This window comes from Natronorubrum daqingense, assembly GCF_001971705.1.
Taxonomy (GTDB): Archaea; Halobacteriota; Halobacteria; order Halobacteriales; family Natrialbaceae; genus Natronorubrum; species Natronorubrum daqingense.
The window spans coordinates 3,226,259-3,246,705 of record NZ_CP019327.1 but is presented as its reverse complement, the minus strand read 5'-3'; the positions used below and the strand labels follow the sequence as shown (position 1 = coordinate 3,246,705).

At 60.2% G+C, this 20,447-nt stretch carries 18 protein-coding genes; 10 read left to right on the top strand and 8 right to left on the bottom strand.

Annotated elements, in window-relative coordinates:
• Window positions 1-88 precede the first annotated feature (88 nt).
• The 3 genes from BB347_RS15685 to BB347_RS15675 all read right to left on the bottom strand — a co-directional run bounded on the left by BB347_RS15685 (window position 89) and on the right by BB347_RS15675 (window position 4,712).
• Entirely contained in the window at window positions 89-613 is a 525-nt protein-coding gene (locus BB347_RS15685; RefSeq protein ID WP_076580252.1) for a DUF7344 domain-containing protein, read from the bottom strand.
• A gap of 204 nt (window positions 614-817) precedes the next feature.
• The gene (locus tag BB347_RS15680) at window positions 818-3,562 is read right to left on the bottom strand and encodes a vWA domain-containing protein (protein ID WP_236995962.1); all 2,745 of its coding nucleotides are present in this window, start codon (window positions 3,560-3,562) and stop codon (window positions 818-820) included.
• A gap of 124 nt (window positions 3,563-3,686) precedes the next feature.
• Window positions 3,687-4,712 (bottom strand): hypothetical protein, encoded by a 1,026-nt coding sequence (locus tag BB347_RS15675; protein WP_076580027.1) that lies wholly within the window; start codon window positions 4,710-4,712, stop codon window positions 3,687-3,689.
• A 473-nt stretch (window positions 4,713-5,185) separates the two neighbouring features.
• Here BB347_RS15675 and BB347_RS15670 point away from each other — a divergent pair, with 473 nt between their 5' ends.
• The 7 genes from BB347_RS15670 (at window position 5,186) to BB347_RS15640 (ending at window position 12,419) form a co-directional block, all read left to right on the top strand.
• Window positions 5,186-5,674, top strand: coding sequence for a hypothetical protein (locus tag BB347_RS15670; RefSeq protein WP_168170970.1), 489 nt, complete (start codon window positions 5,186-5,188; stop codon window positions 5,672-5,674).
• A 243-nt stretch (window positions 5,675-5,917) separates the two neighbouring features.
• Complete coding sequence (locus tag BB347_RS15665) at window positions 5,918-6,958, top strand: hypothetical protein (RefSeq protein WP_338141498.1); 1,041 nt, start codon at window positions 5,918-5,920, stop codon at window positions 6,956-6,958.
• A 109-nt stretch (window positions 6,959-7,067) separates the two neighbouring features.
• Window positions 7,068-8,237: a S26 family signal peptidase gene (locus tag BB347_RS15660; protein WP_076580033.1), complete on the top strand. Its 1,170-nt coding sequence runs from the start codon at window positions 7,068-7,070 to the stop codon at window positions 8,235-8,237.
• Between the two features lie 198 nt (window positions 8,238-8,435).
• A complete protein-coding gene (locus BB347_RS15655; protein ID WP_076580035.1) occupies window positions 8,436-9,620 on the top strand; it encodes a DUF5305 domain-containing protein in 1,185 nt (394 codons plus the stop codon).
• 232 nt (window positions 9,621-9,852) lie between these two features.
• Window positions 9,853-11,463, top strand: a complete 1,611-nt coding sequence (locus BB347_RS15650; protein ID WP_076580037.1) for a long-chain-fatty-acid--CoA ligase — start codon at window positions 9,853-9,855, stop codon at window positions 11,461-11,463.
• Between the two features lie 203 nt (window positions 11,464-11,666).
• Window positions 11,667-11,960 carry a winged helix-turn-helix transcriptional regulator gene (locus BB347_RS15645; protein WP_076580039.1) on the top strand — a complete coding sequence of 98 codons (294 nt, stop codon included), beginning with the start codon at window positions 11,667-11,669 and terminating at the stop codon, window positions 11,958-11,960.
• A gap of 48 nt (window positions 11,961-12,008) precedes the next feature.
• On the top strand, window positions 12,009-12,419 hold the full coding sequence (locus tag BB347_RS15640; RefSeq protein WP_076580041.1) for a hypothetical protein: 411 nt from the start codon (window positions 12,009-12,011) through the stop codon (window positions 12,417-12,419).
• Between the two features lie 67 nt (window positions 12,420-12,486).
• On the opposite strand, the gene BB347_RS15635 is transcribed toward BB347_RS15640, so the two are convergent.
• Window positions 12,487-13,380, bottom strand: a complete 894-nt coding sequence (locus BB347_RS15635; protein WP_076580043.1) for an NAD+ synthase — start codon at window positions 13,378-13,380, stop codon at window positions 12,487-12,489.
• Between the two features lie 216 nt (window positions 13,381-13,596).
• Between BB347_RS15635 and BB347_RS15630 the strand changes: the two genes are divergently transcribed.
• Complete coding sequence (locus BB347_RS15630; protein WP_076580045.1) at window positions 13,597-14,628, top strand: M48 family metalloprotease; 1,032 nt, start codon at window positions 13,597-13,599, stop codon at window positions 14,626-14,628.
• Window positions 14,625-15,923, top strand: coding sequence for a PQQ-binding-like beta-propeller repeat protein (locus BB347_RS15625; RefSeq protein ID WP_076580047.1), 1,299 nt, complete (start codon window positions 14,625-14,627; stop codon window positions 15,921-15,923). The genes BB347_RS15630 and BB347_RS15625 overlap by 4 nt, the downstream gene beginning before the upstream one ends.
• Before the next feature lie 382 nt (window positions 15,924-16,305).
• On the opposite strand, the gene BB347_RS15620 is transcribed toward BB347_RS15625, so the two are convergent.
• Complete coding sequence (locus BB347_RS15620) at window positions 16,306-18,180, bottom strand: PINc/VapC family ATPase (protein ID WP_076580048.1); 1,875 nt, start codon at window positions 18,178-18,180, stop codon at window positions 16,306-16,308.
• A gap of 184 nt (window positions 18,181-18,364) precedes the next feature.
• Here BB347_RS15620 and BB347_RS15615 point away from each other — a divergent pair, with 184 nt between their 5' ends.
• Entirely contained in the window at window positions 18,365-18,856 is a 492-nt protein-coding gene (locus tag BB347_RS15615; protein WP_076580050.1) for a cupin domain-containing protein, read from the top strand.
• A 9-nt stretch (window positions 18,857-18,865) separates the two neighbouring features.
• Here BB347_RS15615 and BB347_RS15610 read toward each other — a convergent pair whose 3' ends face one another.
• The 3 genes from BB347_RS15610 to BB347_RS15600 form a co-directional block, all read right to left on the bottom strand.
• Window positions 18,866-19,132: a HalOD1 output domain-containing protein gene (locus tag BB347_RS15610; protein ID WP_083687703.1), complete on the bottom strand. Its 267-nt coding sequence runs from the start codon at window positions 19,130-19,132 to the stop codon at window positions 18,866-18,868.
• Window positions 19,122-19,484, bottom strand: a complete 363-nt coding sequence (locus BB347_RS15605; protein ID WP_076580051.1) for a hypothetical protein — start codon at window positions 19,482-19,484, stop codon at window positions 19,122-19,124. The genes BB347_RS15610 and BB347_RS15605 overlap by 11 nt, the downstream gene beginning before the upstream one ends.
• Before the next feature lie 137 nt (window positions 19,485-19,621).
• Window positions 19,622-20,395 carry an SDR family NAD(P)-dependent oxidoreductase gene (locus BB347_RS15600; RefSeq protein WP_076580053.1) on the bottom strand — a complete coding sequence of 258 codons (774 nt, stop codon included), beginning with the start codon at window positions 20,393-20,395 and terminating at the stop codon, window positions 19,622-19,624.
• Between the last annotated feature and the right edge of the window lie 52 nt (window positions 20,396-20,447).

Below are 20,447 nucleotides of genomic sequence, written 5' to 3'. Positions count from 1 at the left end.
ATGCCGTCAATAGGACGCCGGCTCCGATCAGTCCGAGCGCAGTACGTCGCGTTACAGTACTTTTTTGAGGCATCTATCGTCACGTTCTCTACGGTGGTCGCTCTATCTCTCCCAATCGCATCTGTCGACTCTGAACTACGTGTACAACTGCCGAAAACGCGAACAATGCAAACACCAGCGTTGCCCATTCGAGTTCTGAAACCGTTCCCGTTGGGACGACCTCGAGCCACAGTCCTCCAATTATGACTCCACCGAGGGCGGCCAACCCGAGGTAGTAGACACCCCACGGAATCGAGTCCGCAGGCACAACGTCGAGGTAGACGTCAAGCGCGGCGGCCTCGTCTGTCAGTTCGATCGTCCGGTCGTCGAACTCGATCACGTCCGCTCGCTCGAGCGTCGGCAAGTGTGTCTGCTGTAAGGACGTGTACACGCGCTTTCGCTCTGCAGACGTGAGTTCTGCGACCTCCTTGTCGAGTTCCCAGGCCGCCACGTGTTCCGCCAGATCGCCGATCGTCACTGGTTCGTTCTCACGTTTACAGTAGTGAATCGTATAGCGGCGACGCTGATTGCTCAAGAGATCGAATATTTCCCCCTTTCTCGAGTCACTACTCATCGGTGTCGCCATTGGATATCGTATCCCCCAATAAGGACTGACGTATCTGTTGTACATAATGTTTCTTGCCGAGAAATGACAGTACTCCGGTGTGTGATAGGATGGCAATATCGTGCGCATTATACGCCTTATCGACTATATTGGATCGGACAGATCAACCACGAGGTCGCCGCCATCTATAATTTGTCAGCTTGAGCGAGCGTGTCAGGAGTCGATCTCGACGACCTGTTCGCTGGCACTGACAGCGTAGTCTGCCGTCACGTCCCGCTCGTGTGTCGCGGTAATTTCGACTTCTGGTTCGGCATCGACCTCGACTTCTTCTTCCGCGATGGTCTCGAAGAGATCGAAGAGTTCCTCGGCGTCGTCCGTGCTGTGGAACGAGCCGCCAGTCTGTTCGGCCCACTCCTCGAGTTCGTCTTCCGGAATCGGATCGTGCTCGAGGCCGCCTAATCCGACAGTGTAGAGCGTGACGTTGAGTTCGTTCGCGCGCTCGACTTGCGCGTCCATCGCCGCATCATCTTCGGGATAGTTGTTCTGTCCGTCGCTCAGCAAAACCGTAACTCGCTCCTGGTCGTCTTCGCCGTAGTTCTCGTAGTCATTAAGTGCGAGTTCGAACCCGTCGGCCATGTTCGTTCCGCCGTCTGCGTGGCCTTCGACGTTCGCCTGCGCTGCGTCGAGGTCGTCGTCGAGGTGGTGGAGCACGTGTCCGTCTCGGTCGAAGTCGTAGACTCCGGCGCGGTCACCATCGGTCTCGTTCATCATGCCGATGAAATTCCGAGTTGCGTCGACCCGTTCACTGGTCGGGTCGTTGCCAGGGTGGTCGTACAGTCCGAGCGTGGCCGAGCCGCCGAACAGTCCACCGTGGTCGTCTGGGTGGACACGGATATCCTCCCAATCATCCGGATGAGCGTAGTCGCGATACTCGAGTCGCTCGGTGTTGCCGTCCTCGTCACGGAGTTCGACGTCAGATTCGTCGCCGATCCCGAGGAAGCCACCGTCCATGTTTCGGAACGGATCGTCCGTCGGTATCGGTTCCCACGATTCGCCGATGTCCTCCTCGTCGTTCGGGTTGTACGGATCGATTGCATCACTCGGATTGTGTGGGCCCATCGATCCGGATCGGTCGAGCACGAACGTCGCATCGAGTGGCATTCGTTGCTCGCCGTACTCGAAGTAGAGGTCCTCGTCGGAGTCCGTAAACGGAGTCTCGGTACGGAGTGATTCGTCGAAGTTGATCTCGACATCGTACTCCTCGATGTTATCGTCTTGTGGCCCCTGTGAGCCCTGGTTTGATTCGATATTGCCGTCTCCAGCAACGACTGCACCGTCGATCGTTACGTTCTCAGCAATGTCGATGTCTGCACCCGGCGCGTAGACGACGCCCTGGAAGTCGTCGTCGATCGTAATCTGCGACTCGCTCGATGCGTAGACCCATAGCGAATCGGCGCGATCGTCGGGTTCGATTTCGACATTCCCAAGTTGGACATCCCCCTCGACGTAGAAGTTCGTCTGATTGTCTCCACTAACTGTGAGAGTTTCTGACACGGATGGATCATCTGAATCAGATGGGAGTTCAAGCGTGTCGTGTTCGTCGACACCAACGTGAATGTCGCCATCGGACGAATCGAGTGAATTGATGTCGGACGCCCCATCGAACAACCCTTCTTGACTACTATCGTCGGTGGCGGAGACTTCACCATCCGCTTCTGATTCACCATCGAGATACTCCGTGTGTAATCGCTCGAGTTCGTCGTCGATCGTATCGATATCGTCGAACGGTTCAGATAATTCAGCCCCAACGGATTGTCCTCGTGGTTCGTCGGAATTTATCTGATAAACACCTTCATCGAGGGGTTCGTGGATGCTTTGGTCAGTAAACTCAAGACCATACACTAGTGGAGACATTTTAGGATTCGACGGCGCATGTACTTCTCCGTTAACTACAGAAAGTCCGGAAACATTGGCATTGTTCGCTAGCTCGTACTCGTCATAGTTCGCGAGGAACAGATCATCAGTAACGTTACTCGCCGTATCGTGGTCGTCGTAGGAGTTTACGTCGAGACTCGAACGGAGTTGACCCTCATCACCCTCGAGGAACAGGCCGCCGAAGACGGCCGGTTCAATATCGACGAGGTCTGCGAGCGGTGCGTCCCCGTCGACGGCGGCGACGACCGTAACCGACTCTGCCGACTCGTCGTGACAGATTAAAGTCACTTCGCCACTGGCCGAGTCACAGTCGTCGTCCACGTCGGATTCGTCGACCGCATCGAACTCGTCCTCCAGGAATGAGTACCAGCCGTGGTGGTAGGCCGTATCGGTAACCTCGACCGTGACGTGGTCCACATAGTCCATGTCGTTACCGAGGGTGTCGAATTCTCCTGAATTATCGTCTTGGGGTTGTTGAACTGTGTGCTCACCGGAGCCGACAGTTCCCTCGAGTGAGAGCGGCGAAATGTCGATTCGGCCGACCTCCTCGTCGTCGATGGTCTCCTGATAATAGTCGATGTTCGGCGTCGCCATCGGGGTCGCCCGGTCGTCGTGAATCTCCCAGACGCCACCCGCCTGATAGGCGTACTCGTTTCCACCGTCGTCTTCGGCCGCGAACGTTGTCAAATTGGTCGATTCAGTGTCGGTTCGGTACCCATCCGAAACGGTCACTTTCAATTCGCCGTCGTCGACGATTTCGCCGTCGAGACCGTCGAGATAGACTGATCCCGTTTCACCCTGTCCAGCAATCGTCGTGAGATCGGCGTCGAACTGCTGAAGGTCCTGTTCGGTCTTTTCCCCGTGCGTCTGTGATTGGATCGTATCCATCGCACTCATTCCCACGACGAACACGAGCGTCCCCCCCACGAAGACCATCATGAACAACAGCACGATACCGAGTTGCGGATTGACCCCTCGATCCCGGCAATCGTGTGAAGATGGTCGGTTCCCAACACTGTTCATTCTACAAGACAATCCTGTCCTGAATTATATAAGTGTACTGTATACTCATCATAGACGAACACCTATTTTATCAGAAGTTGGAGAAAAGAGTACGTCGCGTAGACGAGTGCCCACCACCGCACTATTAAGGAATATCGAGAACTATTTCGATGGGAAGTTCGGCGTTGGGATCGTCCGAATCGAGTCCCTCTACGTACAGGACGACCGTCACTGTTTCACCGCGCATGTCGACCTGGCTGAATGCGCCGCCAGTACGGAACTGCTCGAGCGTAACTGTGGCCTCGTCCCCACTTTCGAGCAGTGCCTGATCATCAAGATCGTATCGGGGTGCACCGTCGCCGATTTCGATATCGTCATCGAGACTTCCGTCTTCACTCGCGTCGATGATGAGTTCTGAGCCGCCGGTTCCGGTGTAGCCGATTTCACTCGCCGCACTCGAGGTTTCTCGGACTGAGATTCCAGTCACAGTTCCATCACCTTCGCCCTCGTATTCGATGTCGAACATGACTGCCGATTCCTCGCCAGTATCGACGCCACTCGAGGTCGCAGTTTCGGGTGGACCGACGAGTTCAAGGCCGGAATCGTCGATTGGAATCGGCGCTGGGTAGTCATCGGCGGGTGGCTGGTCGCCTTCGCAATCGAAATCGACGCCAGATACCGTAAACGCCTCTCGGTCAACAGAAGCACCAGATCCGTCTGTAGTAACCGACAAGTCGACCGTCGCGTCGTCCGCCGCCACGTCGACATCCTGACTACACTCGAGTTCGATCGGCACGACGTCCCCAGAGTCGAGGCCGGCGTGATCATCGGCATTCGCGACCGAGAGGACACTGCTATCACCGCCGCCAGCCCACGTCGTACCGCGGACGTGTACGTCCGTAATCTCGAGTGGGTTGTTCGCGTTGTTCGTTACGTGCGCTACATCGGCGCTCACGTCGATATCGCCAATCAGCCATCTACTTTCGTATTCGATGAGCGGTCCGTCGTACGTTTCCTCGAGGCCGAGATACGCGTGTTGTTCGTCCTCAGCGACGGAGACGCTCGTTTCTCTGTCGGCAAGGGTAGAATAGCCGCCGAAGAACGGAGCAGCGACGATTGCACTCCCGACGAGGAGACAGATCACACCCAGCATCGTGAACGCGTTTCTCATGAAACAGTCCCTATGCTCGTCGGTTGGGATCGGCAGTGATACAGATCCGTTCTCGTCACGTCGATCGAATTTGCGTTCGGTTCATGCGACCGAGGACGCACTCGTCTCGAGGAGACCAACGGACTAGGCACTCCACATCGTTCCCCAACTCGTGTTCCCATGAGACTTGAGATGGCGACAGATATACAATAATTTTTCTGCCGAATGAAGGAAGTTGTAAGATCGAAGCTCGTTCGTATTTGACAGCGGTTCGTAAACGGAATCGAACAATTTCGACGCCGAATTGGTCCGTTCAAGTCAACCCTGAGCGAGCGTATGGCTCACCGTTCAGCCCTTCTGGCAACCGAATACAAAGTGGGTAGCGTATCTGAGAGTTGATACGGACCGCGTACCGGCGTCCGTCCTCGAGACGGTGACGACCGGCGCGAAGAACGGAGACCATATACATGAGAATGAATCGACGCAATGTGTTAGTGGGATTAGGAACGATCGTCGCGGGTGGCGGGGCTGCACTCGGGACGGGCGCGTTTAGTACGGTAGAAGCAGATCGTACCATCGAGGTTACGACAACAGGCGATGCAGACGCCTATCTTGGAATCGAGGCATACGGCGAAGGTTCAGAGTACGTCGACGATGACGACGACGAGATTAGCTTCGACTTCGGTGGAGAAGATGACGAGGAAGGCCTCAACGAGAACGCCGTAACTAGATTTGATAATCTCATTACGATTACGAATAACGGAGAGCGGGATTCAGAGAATATTGAGGTCACCATTAGTGCGGATGATGATGACATGTTCCTCGCGTACGAAGGCGACAACGAAGACGCGGAAATCAACGAAATAACACTCGACGACGACGAGCTTCACGTCGGGTTTCAATTCGACACGGGGGCGGGCGACAACATAGAAGATATCGACACAATCGAGATCGAAGCCACTGAGACCTCGACCGAGGGCTAGTGGGTCAGGCCAGTAGCACTAGCTAAGGCTGTTACGCAGTACACCGAAACCACTGGGAATGGGGTGGACTCGCGTAGCTGGCGTGCCGGCCCAGGTTCGGCCGGCACCCGACAGCCGTTTGAGAGGAAACGAGACGAGCGACGGTTGCGGGATATACGGCGAATGGTATCACCGAAGGCGATATGGACCGTTGTGGCGGCCTGCGTAGTACTTACACTGGCAGTGCCAACCGTTGCGATTACGATGGATGAAGATACCGCCAGCGACGACGTCATCCTCGAGCCAACGACGTCCTACGCGTCGGTCACGGACGAGGGCGAGCTCGAGGTGGATCTCGAGCGCCTCAACGAGCGGGCGGTGACCACGTTCGACGACGTGTTTACGATCAGCGTCGGTGACGATGCCGTTTCGCGAGTCTGGATCGAAGACGTCGAGGGGCTCACCTTTTACGAAAACGGGAACCAACACGCAGAACTGAGCGAATCGTCGCCATTGGAGCCGGAGGCTGGCGAGAGCGCGCGGATCGGTGTGAGTATCGATACGCACGTCGATCACGCGGCGACGGAGACGTTCACGGTCCACGTCGAGTACGAAGACGACGATGGGAAATCGACCGGTGTCGTTACCCTCGAGGACCTCGAGGTCGAGCCGGAAACGGTCGAAACGGGGGAGAACGTCACGGTGAACGCGACCTACGAGAACGTCGGCGAGCGGACGAAGACGACCGACGCCGAGTTGACGGTAGACGGAACCGTCGTCGATTCCGAGTCAGTGACGGTCAGTCCTGGAGACACAGAGACGGTGCATTTCGAGCGCCAACTCGAGTGGCCGGGGGAGACCGAACTCGGCGTCGACGGCGTCGAGCACGAGACGGTTTTGGTCGACGGTCCACCGGTCGACGTGCTCGAGGCATCGGTCGTCGATACCGAACTCGCAGCCGGCGAGACGGGAGAAATCGAGGCGACGGTCTCGAATCCGACCGACAAACCGGTCGAACGAACGCTCGAACTCGCGGTCGACGGCATCGTCGTCGACACGCAAACGGTCGCACTCGAGTCGGCGAGCGAGCAGACGGTCACGTTCGAACACGAGTTCGACGGCGAAGGAACGACGCCCGTTGCAGTCAGCGGCGTCGACGCCGGCACGGTCACCGTCGACGAGCCGACGTTCGAGATTCAAAACAGAGAGCTGTCGGCGACGACGATGGCTGCGCTCGCACCACCGATGGCGGCGAGTTTGCTGGTTATCGCGACTGTCGCAAACCGACGGTGGGTAAAAAAATGACTCGCACGTCCGAACGAAAACTGGGGAAGCGAGTACAACCATCGTCGAAGCGAGTACGGTCACCGTCGAGGCGAATTCAGCCGAACGGACGCCTTCGGGTGGTCAAACCGTGACGACGGGAACACTCCTTAAGCGAGTGCTGGGCGGTGTCGTCGCGCTCGTCATCGTGTTGTTATTGGTCGGCCAGCTCCTCGGCCAGCCCATTTTGCTCGGGTACGTCGCGACCGGCAGCATGGAGCCGACGATGGACGCGGGAGACGGCTTCGTCTCGGTTCCGAGCGCCGTGACGGGATCGCCCGAAGAGGGTGACGTGGTCGTCTTCGAGGCTCGAGAGTTACACGACGGTGAGTTGACCACGCATCGAATCGTCGACGAAACGGAGGAAGGGTACGTCACGAGTGGCGACGCGAATCCGTTCACGGATCAAGATAGCGACGAGCCACACGTCACGGACGATCAGATCGTCGCGACCGCGTGGGAACTCGGCGGCGACCCCGTCACGATTCCACACCTGGGGACGGCGATTATGGGCATTCAGGGTGGCGTGGAATCGGCGTTCGGAACGGTTGCGTCGACGGTCGGGTTGTCGGAACCGACCGACTTCGATTCGGCCGGCGCAGTGCTCGTGGGCCTCGGTGTCGCCTTGCTCGGCTTCGGAATCCTCCTCGAGCGACTCGGGCCCGGGCGCCGGGAGGCGACACGCTCGCGCTCGCGACCGAACGTCATCGCGTTGTGGACGGTGCTGGGCGTCGTCTTACTCGTCTTCGTCACAGGAGCGACGGCGGCGATGGTGATCCCGTCGGGAACCGTCGAGTACGGAATCGCGAGCACCACGTCCCCGGGTGACGACCCACAAGAACTCGAGCCCGGAGAGACTGGCGAGTTGACACAGACGGTCGACAATGCGGGCTACCTGCCGATCGTCGCGATCCACGAGAGTGATCGCGAGTCCGTCAGTACCGATCCGGATCGACAGACGGTCGGCCCGCGCTCGAGTGGAGAGGCGACGGTCTCGCTCACTGCACCCGAGGAGACTGGCGAGTACACGCGGTCCGTCGAGGAGCACCGGTATATCGCCCTCTTACCACCGTCCGTGATCGAGTGGCTCCACACTGGGCATCCACTCGTTGCAATCGCCGCCGTCAACGGCGTCATCGTCGGCGTTGCCGTTATGCTCGTCCTCGCCGTGTTCGGACGAAACGACATTCGGATTCGAAGCACTGGCGTGCACGTCTCGCTGGCGACTCGAGTCCGTCGAAAAATTCGGGAGTGGCGATGATCGGGTTCGAACGCGATTTCGGCCGCGACGGGCGATCCGCTACCGCATCGGTAGATCGTCTCGGTTTGGCCAGTATAGTTATAATGAACGGAAGTGATAATTATACCCGAGTGATAGTTTCAACCGTTTGCGGTTGGGGATTACTGCGGGGATGGAAACGGAGGGTCAGCACCGCTGTCTCTCTAGGGGTAACTAACTGTGATCGATAACGCACGACTCGACTTGCTGTTCGCCGAGTACGGCAGAGCGATCGCGATTGCACTGGTCGTGATCGGTACGCTCGCACTCGTCGCGTCGGGATGGGCCGTTGGGAACCCATCGACGACGACGGAAGCACAGTACGCGGACGAACACGTCTCGACGGAGTTGCACACAGGCGCTGAGGTCGTTCAAGACGGGACGCTCTGGAACGAGGGAGAGTATCTCGAGAACAACGACGTCTACATGCTCAACGACTCGCCGGAGTTGACCCTCGAGCCCGAGACGACGGTTCAGAGCGAACGCGAAGACGTCTCGGTCGACGATACAGAGGTGACACACGAACTCGAGGCGCGATACGAGGCGACGCGAGACGGCGACGTGTTCTGGAACGAGAGCCATACGGTACTCGAGGAATCGCCGACCGTCGAAGACGGCGTCGCGACGTCCTCGGAGACGATCGACGTCGAATCGTACCGAGACCGACAGTACGAACTCGAGCAGGAACTCGGCGGCGTCGGCGACGTGGACCTCGAGTTCGTGTTGTCGGTTGCCTACGATACTGGTGGCGCGGAGGGAACCGACGAGGCGACGACGCCGTTCGAGGTGACCTCGACGGCCTACTGGCTCGGGGATTCGGCGTCGGTGTCGGAGACGGCGACCCAGCAGACGGGGACCGAGGAGACGACTGAGTCGCGCTCGCTCGCGTTGATCGCCGGATTGTCACTGCTCGGAACGATTTCGCTCGCCGGGGCGGTGGGAATCGTCCGGCGCACGCCGGTCGACGAAACGGTTGCCCGGCGCAAAATTCACGAACGCCGCTACGCCGAGTGGATCTCGAAGGGGTCGATCCCGATGTGGATCGGGAACTATCACGTCTCGCTCGATACGCTCGAGGACGTCGTCGACGTCGCGATCGATACGAACGAGCGCGTCGTCCACGACACACAACGTGGGCTCTTCGCCGTGGTCAACGATGGCGTCGTCTACTACTACAGCGAGCGTGGACAGTGGGAGGAAACGGCCTGGCCGGAGATGAACCTCTCGGAGCACGGCGACTCGAGTGGCGACGGTGATGAACCGGCGATTACGCCCGAAGAGATGGATCTCGAGGGGATCGACGAGTTCTCAGATCTGGACGAGGAAGGGTTCGAGGACGACGAAGACGTCTGGAAGCAACTCTAACCGTCCCCGGCTACCGTGAGGTGGGTACTGGTCCGCGCGGCGACGGAGGCCGGTGGCAGTCGTTTTCGACGGGCGAGTCGGAGGAGGAACTCGAGTGAAACTGCATCGGGGGAAGCGAGATTAGGAGCAGACACACCGGGACGCTTGCCGGTGATTTTGGTCGTGAAATCGGAGAGTCGGTTTGCCTGGTGATCGAAATGCGTAAATGATCGATCGTGATAGATTTTGGTGTATGAAGACGCCACTCATCGTGACCGATTTTCTCGAGCAGGCACGAGCCCACTACGGAGACGAAACGGCGATTGTCGGGACTACGGGGGAGCGATTCACGTACGAGGAGTTTGGCGAGCGAGTCGATCGGTTTTCGGCGGCGTTAGCAGAACGCGGAATCGAGAAAGGTGATCGAGTTGGAGTGCTCGATCCGAACACGCACTATCATCTCGAGGCGGCCTACGGTGCGATGCAACTGGGTGCGATCTTTACGCCGCTGAACTATCGGCTGACTCCGGACGATTACGAGTACATTCTCTCGGATGCGGGCGTCGACGCGGTCTACGCGGATTACGAGTACGCCGAAAAAATCGAGCCGATCCTCGAGGACGTGCCGACGGAGACGTTCGTGACGAACGAGACGGACGTGGTGGACGGTCAGTGGGAGGATTTCGACACCGTACTCGAGGAGGCGGGGACCGAGTTCGACGCACCCGAGTTGGCCGAAGACGAGATTATTACGATCAACTACACCTCGGGGACGACGGGCGATCCGAAGGGCGTCTGTCGAACGCACAGAACGGAAACCGTTCACGCGTACTTGATGTCGATGTATCACGAGATCACCGATGACGACGTCTACCTCTGGACGCTACCGATGTTCCACGTCAACGGGTGGGGCCACATTTACGCGGTGACCGGAATGGGTGCGACGCACGTCTGTACCCGCGGCGTCAACGCCGACGAGGTCGTCGAGGCGATTACGACCGAAGACGTGTCGTTCCTCTGTGCTGCACCGGCGGTGCTCAATCAGTTGATCGACTACTACGAGACAGAAGGCGAACCCGAGATGATGGGCGAACACCGGGTGCGAGCGACGACTGCCGGCAGCTCGCCGCCGGAAGCGACCATTCGCGCCGTCGAAGAGGAGTTCGGCTGGTACCTGAAACACCTCTACGGGGCAACCGAAACCGGACCGCTGATCACCATTTCCGATGCGAAACGGCTCCTGACCGACGAGAATCGCTACGAACTCAAGAAACGCCAGGGAATGGGCGTTCTCGGTACCGATGTCCGCGTCGTCGACGAGGACGGTACCGACGTCCCGCGAGACGATGCAACGCTCGGCGAAATCGTCGTCCGCGGCAATCAGATTATGGACCGCTACTGGAACAAGCCTGAGGAGACCGACGAAGCGTTCAGCGGCCGTCTCGAGGGCTACTTCCACACCGGCGACCTCGCGTCGGTCGACGAGAACGGGATGATCGCCATCCGCGACCGGAAGAAAGACATCATCATCTCCGGCGGCGAGAACATCTCGAGCATCGAACTCGAGGACACGCTGTTCGATCACGACGCCGTTGGGGACGCTGCAGTCATCCCGGCTCCGAGCGAGGAGTGGGGAGAGACGCCGAAAGCGTTCGTCGTGCCCTCGAGTGGTTCGCCGGATCAACCGCCGGTTTCACCGGAGGAGTTGACCGAATTTACCCGCGAGCACCTCGCGAGTTACAAAGTAGTTCGACAGATCGAATACGTCGAAGACCTACCGAAGACTGCGACCGGAAAGACACAGAAGTACGAACTTCGCGAGCGCGAGTGGGAGGACGAGGATCGACTGGTCGGTGAAGGATAAGTACGGTGCCAAGTGGGCAGGTGATCGTCGACTCTCGACTCCCGCAATCCTCGCCATTGACTGACTGGCCAGTCAAATATGTATTTCTAGCACTTGGACCGCCATAGAGACAATATACGATAATTCCTCTGCCGAAATTTATGTCGGGTGATCCCGCTGGCGAGGCTCAACTTTTATGCTTCTGGGACCTTTCGATTCGTAGTATGGCACAGACCGACGGGGAGAACATCGAAGATTTGCCACCGAGTGCCAAACTCGTCTTCAAGGTACTCGAGTACGATGGTCCGTTGACCCAAAAGCAGATCGTCGAAGAGTCGATGTTGTCTGCCCGAACCGTTCGCTACGCACTCGAGCGGCTAGAGGACATTGGAATCGTCGACGAAGATATTTACTTTGCTGACGCCCGACAGAGCCTCTATCGGATCGAGGAACCCGTCGCGGCCGACGGAAACGGCGTCGAGGAGTCACCGAAGAAGGACGCCTGCTGCGCCGAATAATCATCAGCAAATAGGAGGATTATTTTGACGGCGGAATCGTCTTCCTCCATGGACAAGGAATCGCTTCCGCGCTGGGGCTGGCTCTTGATCGGCCTGTTCGGGATGGTGCTCGTCGCCGAGTTGCTCAACTTCTACGTGTTCAGACCGGCCGGAGTACCGCAGTCCTTCGAGGTGATCCCCATCATCACCGCGATGGCGCCGGTATTGATCTTTATCGGCCCCTGGTACGACGAGGAGCGCCAACACTACTGGGAGCAATCACAGGCGCACATTGTTGGAGACCTCCTGTTCGTCCTCGTTGGTGCTGCCCTCGGCTCGGCGATCGTGCTCGCCGCAATCGTCACCATCGGCCTGCCACGCATCGTCCAGGACATTCTCGCGATGGGCGGCGGCTTCATGCTCTCGTGGGGACTCTTCTGGTGGCGCAACACGGCGCTGTACGCCGGAACGCTCGAGTGAATCGACGCGAGCCGACCGATCGTCCGAGTGAATCGTTCGTCCGAGTCAGCCGATCGACGCGAGATCGTTACACGAGCGGACGATCCGCGATACCGGGTGTCTGTGGCATTTTGCGTTTGTGCCGTGTTTCAGTACAGAGCCACGCGATCGACCGGGCCGTTTGCCGATCGATTCCGAGCGCGTCTGCGGCATCCGTGATCGAGGTGTTTTCATCGACGAGCTGGTGAAGCAGCGGATCGATGGTGTCGTAGGTCGCACCCAGCTCGTCGGCGTCAGTCTGTGCCGCCCAGAATCCAGCGGTCGGCTCCTTACTGACGATCCGTTTTGGAACGCCGATTCGCTTTGCAAGTGCGCGAACTTCAGTTTTATAGAGGTCACCGATCGGATACGTATCGGCCGCGCCGTCGCCGTATTTGGTGAAGTACCCCAGCAACAGCTCCGAACGGTTCGCCGTTCCGAGGACAAGCCGCCGTTGGCGATTTGCCGCGTAGTACGCACAGCACATCCGCAAGCGCGCGATCACGTTGCCGATCGCGTGATTTCGCTCGCGAGGGCGATCAGCGTCGGTCTCGTCCGTCCAGGACTCGAGCGAACCGACGACCGTCTCCTCGAACGCCTCGAGCATCGGCCGAAGGCTACGTTCTTCGAACTCGATTCCCAGTCCGTCCGCAATGGTTCGAGCGTCGCTGACGTCGACGTGCTCAGTTTTGTGACACGGTAGACCGAGACCGAGCACGCTGTCGCTTCCGACCGCGTCGACGGCGAGTGCGGTCGTCACGGTCGAGTCGATTCCGCCGCTCATCGCGACGACGACGCCCTCTGCGCTCGCGTCCTCGACGGACGTCCGAATGTCGCTGACGACCCGAGACCGTACAGCCTCGAGTCTCGAACGGTCCGTTAGGAACGATGTACCAGCTAGTTCGACACTGGCGCTGTCGACTGTTTCGACGTTTGCGTTCACGGGAGTTGAACACCACGTTTTTCCATAGATAGTTAGACAAACGTCTCGTATAAGTGTGTTCTCCTTAAACACCTAGTAGCTCTACGATCAGTTGCTGTCGATGTGTACAACCAGTATCCACTCGTAGCCTGTTCAGACTCCTCACACACTGGAAACGGTTCACGACAAACACCATTATAAGATGTCAGGACAGATGACAAGCAAGCGTTTCCACACATGGCTCTCTCCACCGACCGCGAACTCCGTATTCGAATGCTCCTCGCACTCGGATTAGTCGTCTGTCTACCGTTCGCGTTCGTCTACACGTTTCTCTTCCTCGTGAACACCGTCGGAATCCCCTTACTCGAGTGGGTCAACGAACAACCGTACCACGGCGAGTTCTACGTCGATCCGCTCGTCCTGTCGGTCGTCGTCCTCGGCGGACTCGCCGTCCAGTATCGGTACGGGCCGCGAACGGTCGTCGACTCGCTCGGTGCTCGTCCCGTCGACGCGAGCGCGTATCCGGAGCTTCACGCGACGGTCACGCGACTCTCCTCGCAAGTCGACGTAGCGAAACCAGCCATCAGCGTCATCGAGAGCGACGTCCCCAACGCCTTCGCCGTCGCTGGTGGCGGCGAAACGGGCCGCGTCGTCGTGACGAGTGCCCTCCTCGAGTCGCTCTCTGAGGACGAACTCGAGGCCGTGTTGGCCCACGAACTCGCCCACCTCAAGAACCGAGACGCGAACCTGATGACCGTCGCGTGGCTGTTGCCGACGATCACCTACTACCTCGCAATCGTCGCGTTCTACGTCCTCTATGGCTTCTACCGGCTACTCGGAGCCGGAGCGGGAGGGCGCTCGAGCGGGAGCGGCGACGGGCGGGGTATCGTAGCCGTAATCGTCGTCATCACCGTCACAGCGGTCGCCACGTTGTTGGTCTCGGCGATGTTCTGGCTCGCGAGCGTGTTGTTCTACCGAATCCTCTCGCGCCAACGCGAGTACGCCGCGGACGAGGCCGCAGCCGCGATCACCGGCTCACCGGCAGCCCTCGCGAGCGCCCTCGAGACCATCGACGAGACGATGACGGCCGTGCCGGACGAGGACCTTCGAAAGCTCGACGGCGGCACCGAAGCGCTGTACCTCGCCCCGCTCGAGGATCGGGCCTTCGACTCGAACGACCTGCTCAGCACGGACATCTTCCCGGATACGCACCCGCCCACGGCGGTTCGAATCGAGCGACTGCGCGAACTCGAGGGTGAGCGGTCGTGAGCCGTGACTCGCTCGGCCGTCGCTCACTGCTCGGGACGCTCGCGTGCGGCGTCACCGCCAGTCTCGCGGGCTGTGGCTATCAACCGGCCGCGGGTGAGTACGAGTGGAGCGCGAGCGTGTCCGTCGGCCCAGACGTGCCGTTCTCGGACGGCGAAAGCACCTGGCTCGCCGGAACCGACCGACTCTACGGCGTCGCCAACGTGTCGGGGCAGACGCCCCAACCCGGCGAAGGCGGATGGCAAGAATTGGACGAAGCACACGTCAGCGCCTTCGACAGTCTGGGCGAAGAGCAGTGGTCGACCGACGCCACCGAGCAGTACGTCGGCGAACCAGTCCTCGTCGACGAAACGATCTATCTCGCTCTCGAGGGCGGTGGCGTCACCGCGATCGGAGCCGGAACCGACGGCGAGGGAGAAGTCCACTGGACGACCGAAGTTGACACCGAAAACGGTGAGGCTGAACGTGATGCGGAGTCCGACGACGAGAACGGCGAAGCTGACGACGACGGCGACGAAGACAGCGACGGCGATGATAGCGGAGATGACGCAGACGGAACTGACGACAGCGAGGAGGAACTCGAACTCGAGCTCGCCGCCGGCTCGGAACTCGTCGTCGCCCTCGGTGACGGTGAACTGTGGGGATTCGAGCCGGCAACCGGCGAAGAGCTGTTCGCAGCCGAACTTCCGGCCTCGCAGAATGCGACCGCTATCGCCGCCGCTGGCGAGTACGCCTGGGTCAGCTTTCTCGAGGACGACGAACCACGACTCGCGGTCTTCGACACCGATGGGGAGCGGGAAACGCGCTCGCTTCCCGAGGGACCCGAGTGGCTCGCGGCCGGGGACGACCTCGCTCTCCTCGGACTCGAGGACGAATCCGCCGTCTGGGGGGTCGATACCGACGGTGACCAGCAGTTCGAACTCGACCTCGAACTCGGGCCCGGGCCCGGGCCACGGCCACCCGTTATCGTCGGGAACACCGCCTACCTCGAGGCCGGCGGCGATCTGATCGCCGTCGACCTCGAGGCGGGCGAGCGCCTGTGGGACCTCGACTCGCCGCTCAGCGGCGGCCTCGTCGCCGACGCCGACAGTATCTACGGCTGGGCGAGTGGCTCCGGCTGCGGGCTCGCCTGCGTCGACTCGAGCGGCGAGTTCCAGTGGGACGCGACCCTTCCCGACGAGATATCCTGTCGTGACGACCTCTTCGTCCTCGAGGACACGCTCGTCGTCGCCGGATCGAACGGCGACCTATCTGGATTCCGAACCGAACCGGGCCGTCGCTATTCGGTCGTTTCCTAGGCAGGACACTTTGCACACGTGCCTTTTTCTCGTCGGGTTCGCTCGCTTTGCTCACGGGTCGCTTACGCTCCCCGTTTGCACTCCCGCGGCGCGAAGCGCCGCGCACCGCTCACTCACCTCTCGCGCAAAAATCTACGCCAAAAAGGCCGCTCACTCACTCCGTTCGCTCGCGGTTAGCTCCCTACGACGGCACAACCGTAATCGGCTCTTTCCGATCAACCGCCTGTTCTAACTCGTCCGCAATTGCACTCCCTCGAGAGACCTGAATCTCACGCACGCACCTTTTTTAACGGAGTCCTCACGCGCAGCGGCGCGTTCGAACTCCGCCAAAAAATCTGCACCAAAAAAGGCCGCTCACTCACTGTGTTCGTTCGCGGTGTGACTACGACGGCACAACCGTAATCGGATCTTTGCGATCGACCGCCTGCTCTAACTCGTCCGCAATTGCACTCCCTCGAGAGACCTGAATTTCGCCGCCGCGGCTCACCGTCGCGGTGAAGAGATAGTCGCCGCCGGCTTGCACCTCGACGGTCTCGCCGTGGTTGCCGTCGACGGGAACGACGATGTGCCTCGAGGTGATTTCGGGGGTGACCATCTGGCCCGCCGCCTGGCCACCGCCTGCGCCACCGTCCGCGCTGGCTCCGCCGCCACTCGGGGCCCCGTAGTTGGGGTTCTCGTCGTGGGTCCGAACGTCGATGTCGATGCCGAGGCGGTTCTCCACGTCCGAAATTCGACCGCCGCCCTTGCCGATGACGCTCGAGATGTCGTCGTCTTCGACGTAGACGACCGCCGTGTCCTGGCTCTTGAGTTCGACGTCGACGTACCCCTGCGCGATCGAGCGAATCTCGCGTTCGATCTCCTGTTTGGCGATCCGGTCGACGCCGGAATCGTTGGCCGGGCCGCCCTCTTCGTCTTTGAGCGGGACGGTGACGACCTGGCGGTTGAAGGTGTAGATCTCGTACTCGGGTTCGCCCGTCTCGAAGTTCGTGATCTGGATGACCGGCCGCGCGAGGTCCTCTTCGGTGAGACCGGCGGGGACCTTGACCTCCGTCCTAACGTCGTAAACGGTGTGAACCTCACCGGCTTCGATGTAGACGACGGTGTCGACGACCTGTGGGATCATCCCGAGTTCGACGCGACCGACGAGTCGCTGGAGGGCGTCGATCGCTCGCGTCGCGTGAACGACGCCGATCATACCGACGCCCGCGAGGCGCATATCCGCGAAGACCTCGAAGTCGTCGGTCTTTCTGACCTCGTCGTAGATCGTGTAGTCCGGCCGAACCATCAATAGGGCGTCCGCCGTGTTCGCCATCTCTCCGGCCAGTTCGGTGTACTGGGTGATCTCGGGGCCAACCTGCAGGTCACGTGGCTTCTCCATCGTCTTGACGGAGTAATCGTGGTCCGAAATGTAGCGAGCGACCGCCTGTGCAAAGGTCGACTTCCCGGCACCCGGCGCACCCGAGATGAGGACGCCGCGTTGGTGCTCGAGCAGGCGTTCTTTCAACTCGTCGGCTTTCTCGTAGTCTTCGATGTCGGTCTGGGCGATCGGACGGACGGCCGTGATCTCGATACCGTCGGAGAAGGGGGGTCGACCGATGGCGATTCGGTAGTCCCGAAACTGAACGATCTTCATTCCCGGCTGGGAGAGTTCGATGAAACCCTCGGAGGCCTCCTTGGCCCCGTCGACGACCTCGCGGGCGTACTCGTCCATGGTCGCCTCGTCGAGTGGTTCGTCGGCGATCGGCTCGTAGCGCATCTCGCCGAGTTCGCCGCGTTTGGCCTTCGGCACGGCACCCGCCCGAAGGTGGAGGCTCATCGTCTGATCGTCGAAGTAGCTCTCGACGGTGAGCGTCCCGACCTCCCTCACTTCCGGAGAGACACGCTCGACCTCGAGTCCTTTCGCGCGAGCGACTTCGGCCTGAACGACGTCGCTGGTCATAAACGTGGCCTCGAGTTCCTCTGCGAGGTCGCGAATCAACGCGTCAATCTCGCCTTCGGAGGCGTGACCGCGCTCGATGGCGTTGGGTCGCTCGCCGACGTACTCGAGGTCGATCTCGCCCTCGTCTGCGAGGTCGGCGAGTCGCTGAAGCTCCTCGAGACCGTCCCAGCCGCTATCGATCCCGTCGTTTGCCTGCGCCTCGAGTTCCGCGACGACGGCTTCCGGCACCGAAATCGTCGCTCCCTCGAACTGCCCGTCCTCGATCGTCGCCGAAACGCGGCCGTCGATGACCACGCTCGTATCCGGCACGACGTGCATACGCTAGCTGGTCGACGGACACGTATAAGCGTGTCCCACCGGAGAACGCCGCTCTACGGGCCTCCGACGGCGTGTGTGGCGGACACACGATTCGGACGATCGACCGGGAAGAGAGCCACCCTCGAGTGATGGTCATCCGAACTGTCGAATTGTATATCTACGTGTAGTGAGAACGAGTGTCTCGATGGGTGAGTTTACGACACCGGCGTTCGGGACGACGACCGGCGCACAGGCGTACGAATTCCTCGATACGACCTCGTTCGTCCGGGTCCCCAACGAGGCGACGGACGGACACCATTCCGTCGTCGAAATGCGACTTCGGGAGGGGCACGCCCCGCCGATGCACGTCCACGAGCGAGCGGACGAGGTCATTCACGTCGTCGACGGCGAACTCGAGGCGCACACCCCAGACGGGGTAACTGTCGTGGCTGCAGGCGGGTCGATCGTCTTTCCACAGGGAGGGGAACACTCACTCGTCGCTCGAGAAGAGACGACCATCGTTACGTCGACGACGCCGGGAGGGTTCGACGAGTTCGTGACAACGGCAGGTGAGCCGACGGACGACGAGTCGGTTCCGAGCCAGCCGCCGGACGAGGACGCGATTGGTCGAGTGATGGAGGTGGCTCCGTCGCACGGAATCGACATCGTCGGGCCACCACCGGGTGGTCCCCAGTAGCCGACGACGTCACTCTTTGAAAATCGAGTTCTCGGACCCTTCGTCGACGAGTTCGCCGTCGATTTCGATCGCACCCGTTCCGTGAACCGTGACGGTGTGATCGGGGACGCGAAACGTGAGTTCCCACTCCGGTTGCTTGGAAGTCATCAACAGTTCGAGCGCCTCGGTGTTGATACAGTTGTACAGGGAGTACTCGAGTTGATGTGGCTCGACGCCCTCGATTTCGGCGAGTGCTCGCGCGACCCGCAGCGTGATGCTGGTCGTTTCAGGTTCCACGCGATACCTCCCGGAGTCGGTTGCAGTCGACGATGAGGTGGTGTGGCAGTCCGTCGTGGGAGTGAATCGCTTCGATAACCACCGTCGCGTCCTCGAACGATGGGCCGCGGCTGACCTGAAACGGTTCGCGCTCCCACGTCACGAAACCGTGTTCTGCCAGCACCGGGAGGTGCCGATGAACCAGTTCGCTCGAGAGCGCGCCGTCGTCGTCCGACGCATCGGACACTGCTGCTGGAAGGGGGACCGACGCGTCCGCTGGAGCCTCGAGGAGCGATTCGATGATCTCTCGTCGAGGATTTTCGGAGACCGCCCGAAAGATCCGCCGCCATTGTTGTTGTGAGTCAGCCACCATGGTTACTCGATGCTGAGGGGTTCCGCTCAGATAAAATCACGGACTCACAAGCCCTGAAGCTATCGATTGTGAGCGATGTTCAATCGCGCTGTCGGTCCATCAGAGGCGACACTCCAGTCACCAGCGAACGGAACACCTCACTCGACCAGTAATCCGCCGCTGACCGGGGTGTGCGTTCCGGTGACGAACGAGGCGTCATCGCTGGCGAAGAGGGCAATCGTTCGCGCGACGTCTCGTGGCTCGGCGAGGTCACCCATCGGCGTCTCGGCGATCAACTGGTCTTCGAACCGTTCGAGAACGTCCGCACTGGCTTCCGTGCGGACGGGTCCCGGCGAGACGACGTTCGCGACGACGCCATCGGACGCGAGTTCGGTCGCCACGGACCGAGCCAACCCGTTGAGTCCCGACTTCGCCGTCACGTGCGAGCTGAACCCGGGCCTGACGGTTCGCGTCGCCTCGCTCGAGACGTAGACGATTCGACCGTATCCCTGCTCGAGCATGCCCGGGGCGACGGCCTGCGTACAGTTGTACGCCGCGCGAATTTCCCCCACGAGTTTCTGCCGGAACTCCTCCCAGGGGTGCTCGAGCAGGGGCGTTCTGGAAAAGGAGATGTTCGCGTTGTTGACCAGCACATCGATGGTGCCAAACGCCGATTCGGCAGTGGTGACCAATTCGCCGACGGCGTCCGGATCGCGAACGTCCGCTTGTACGGCGATTGACTCCCCGCCGGCGTCGGTGATCGAGTCGACGATCGCCCGAGCGCGGTCCTCGCTCGTGTGATAGTTGACGATGACGTTACCGCCTCGATCGGCGAGTTCTTCGGCGGTCGCCGCACCGATGCCGCGACTGCTGCCGGTGACGAGAATCGTTCGGTCGCTGAATTCGTCGCGAGTGGTGGTGTTTCGTGACACGAGAGACGACAGACGGTAATCGGCGAAATATGTATCGGCCAAAAATTGAGTG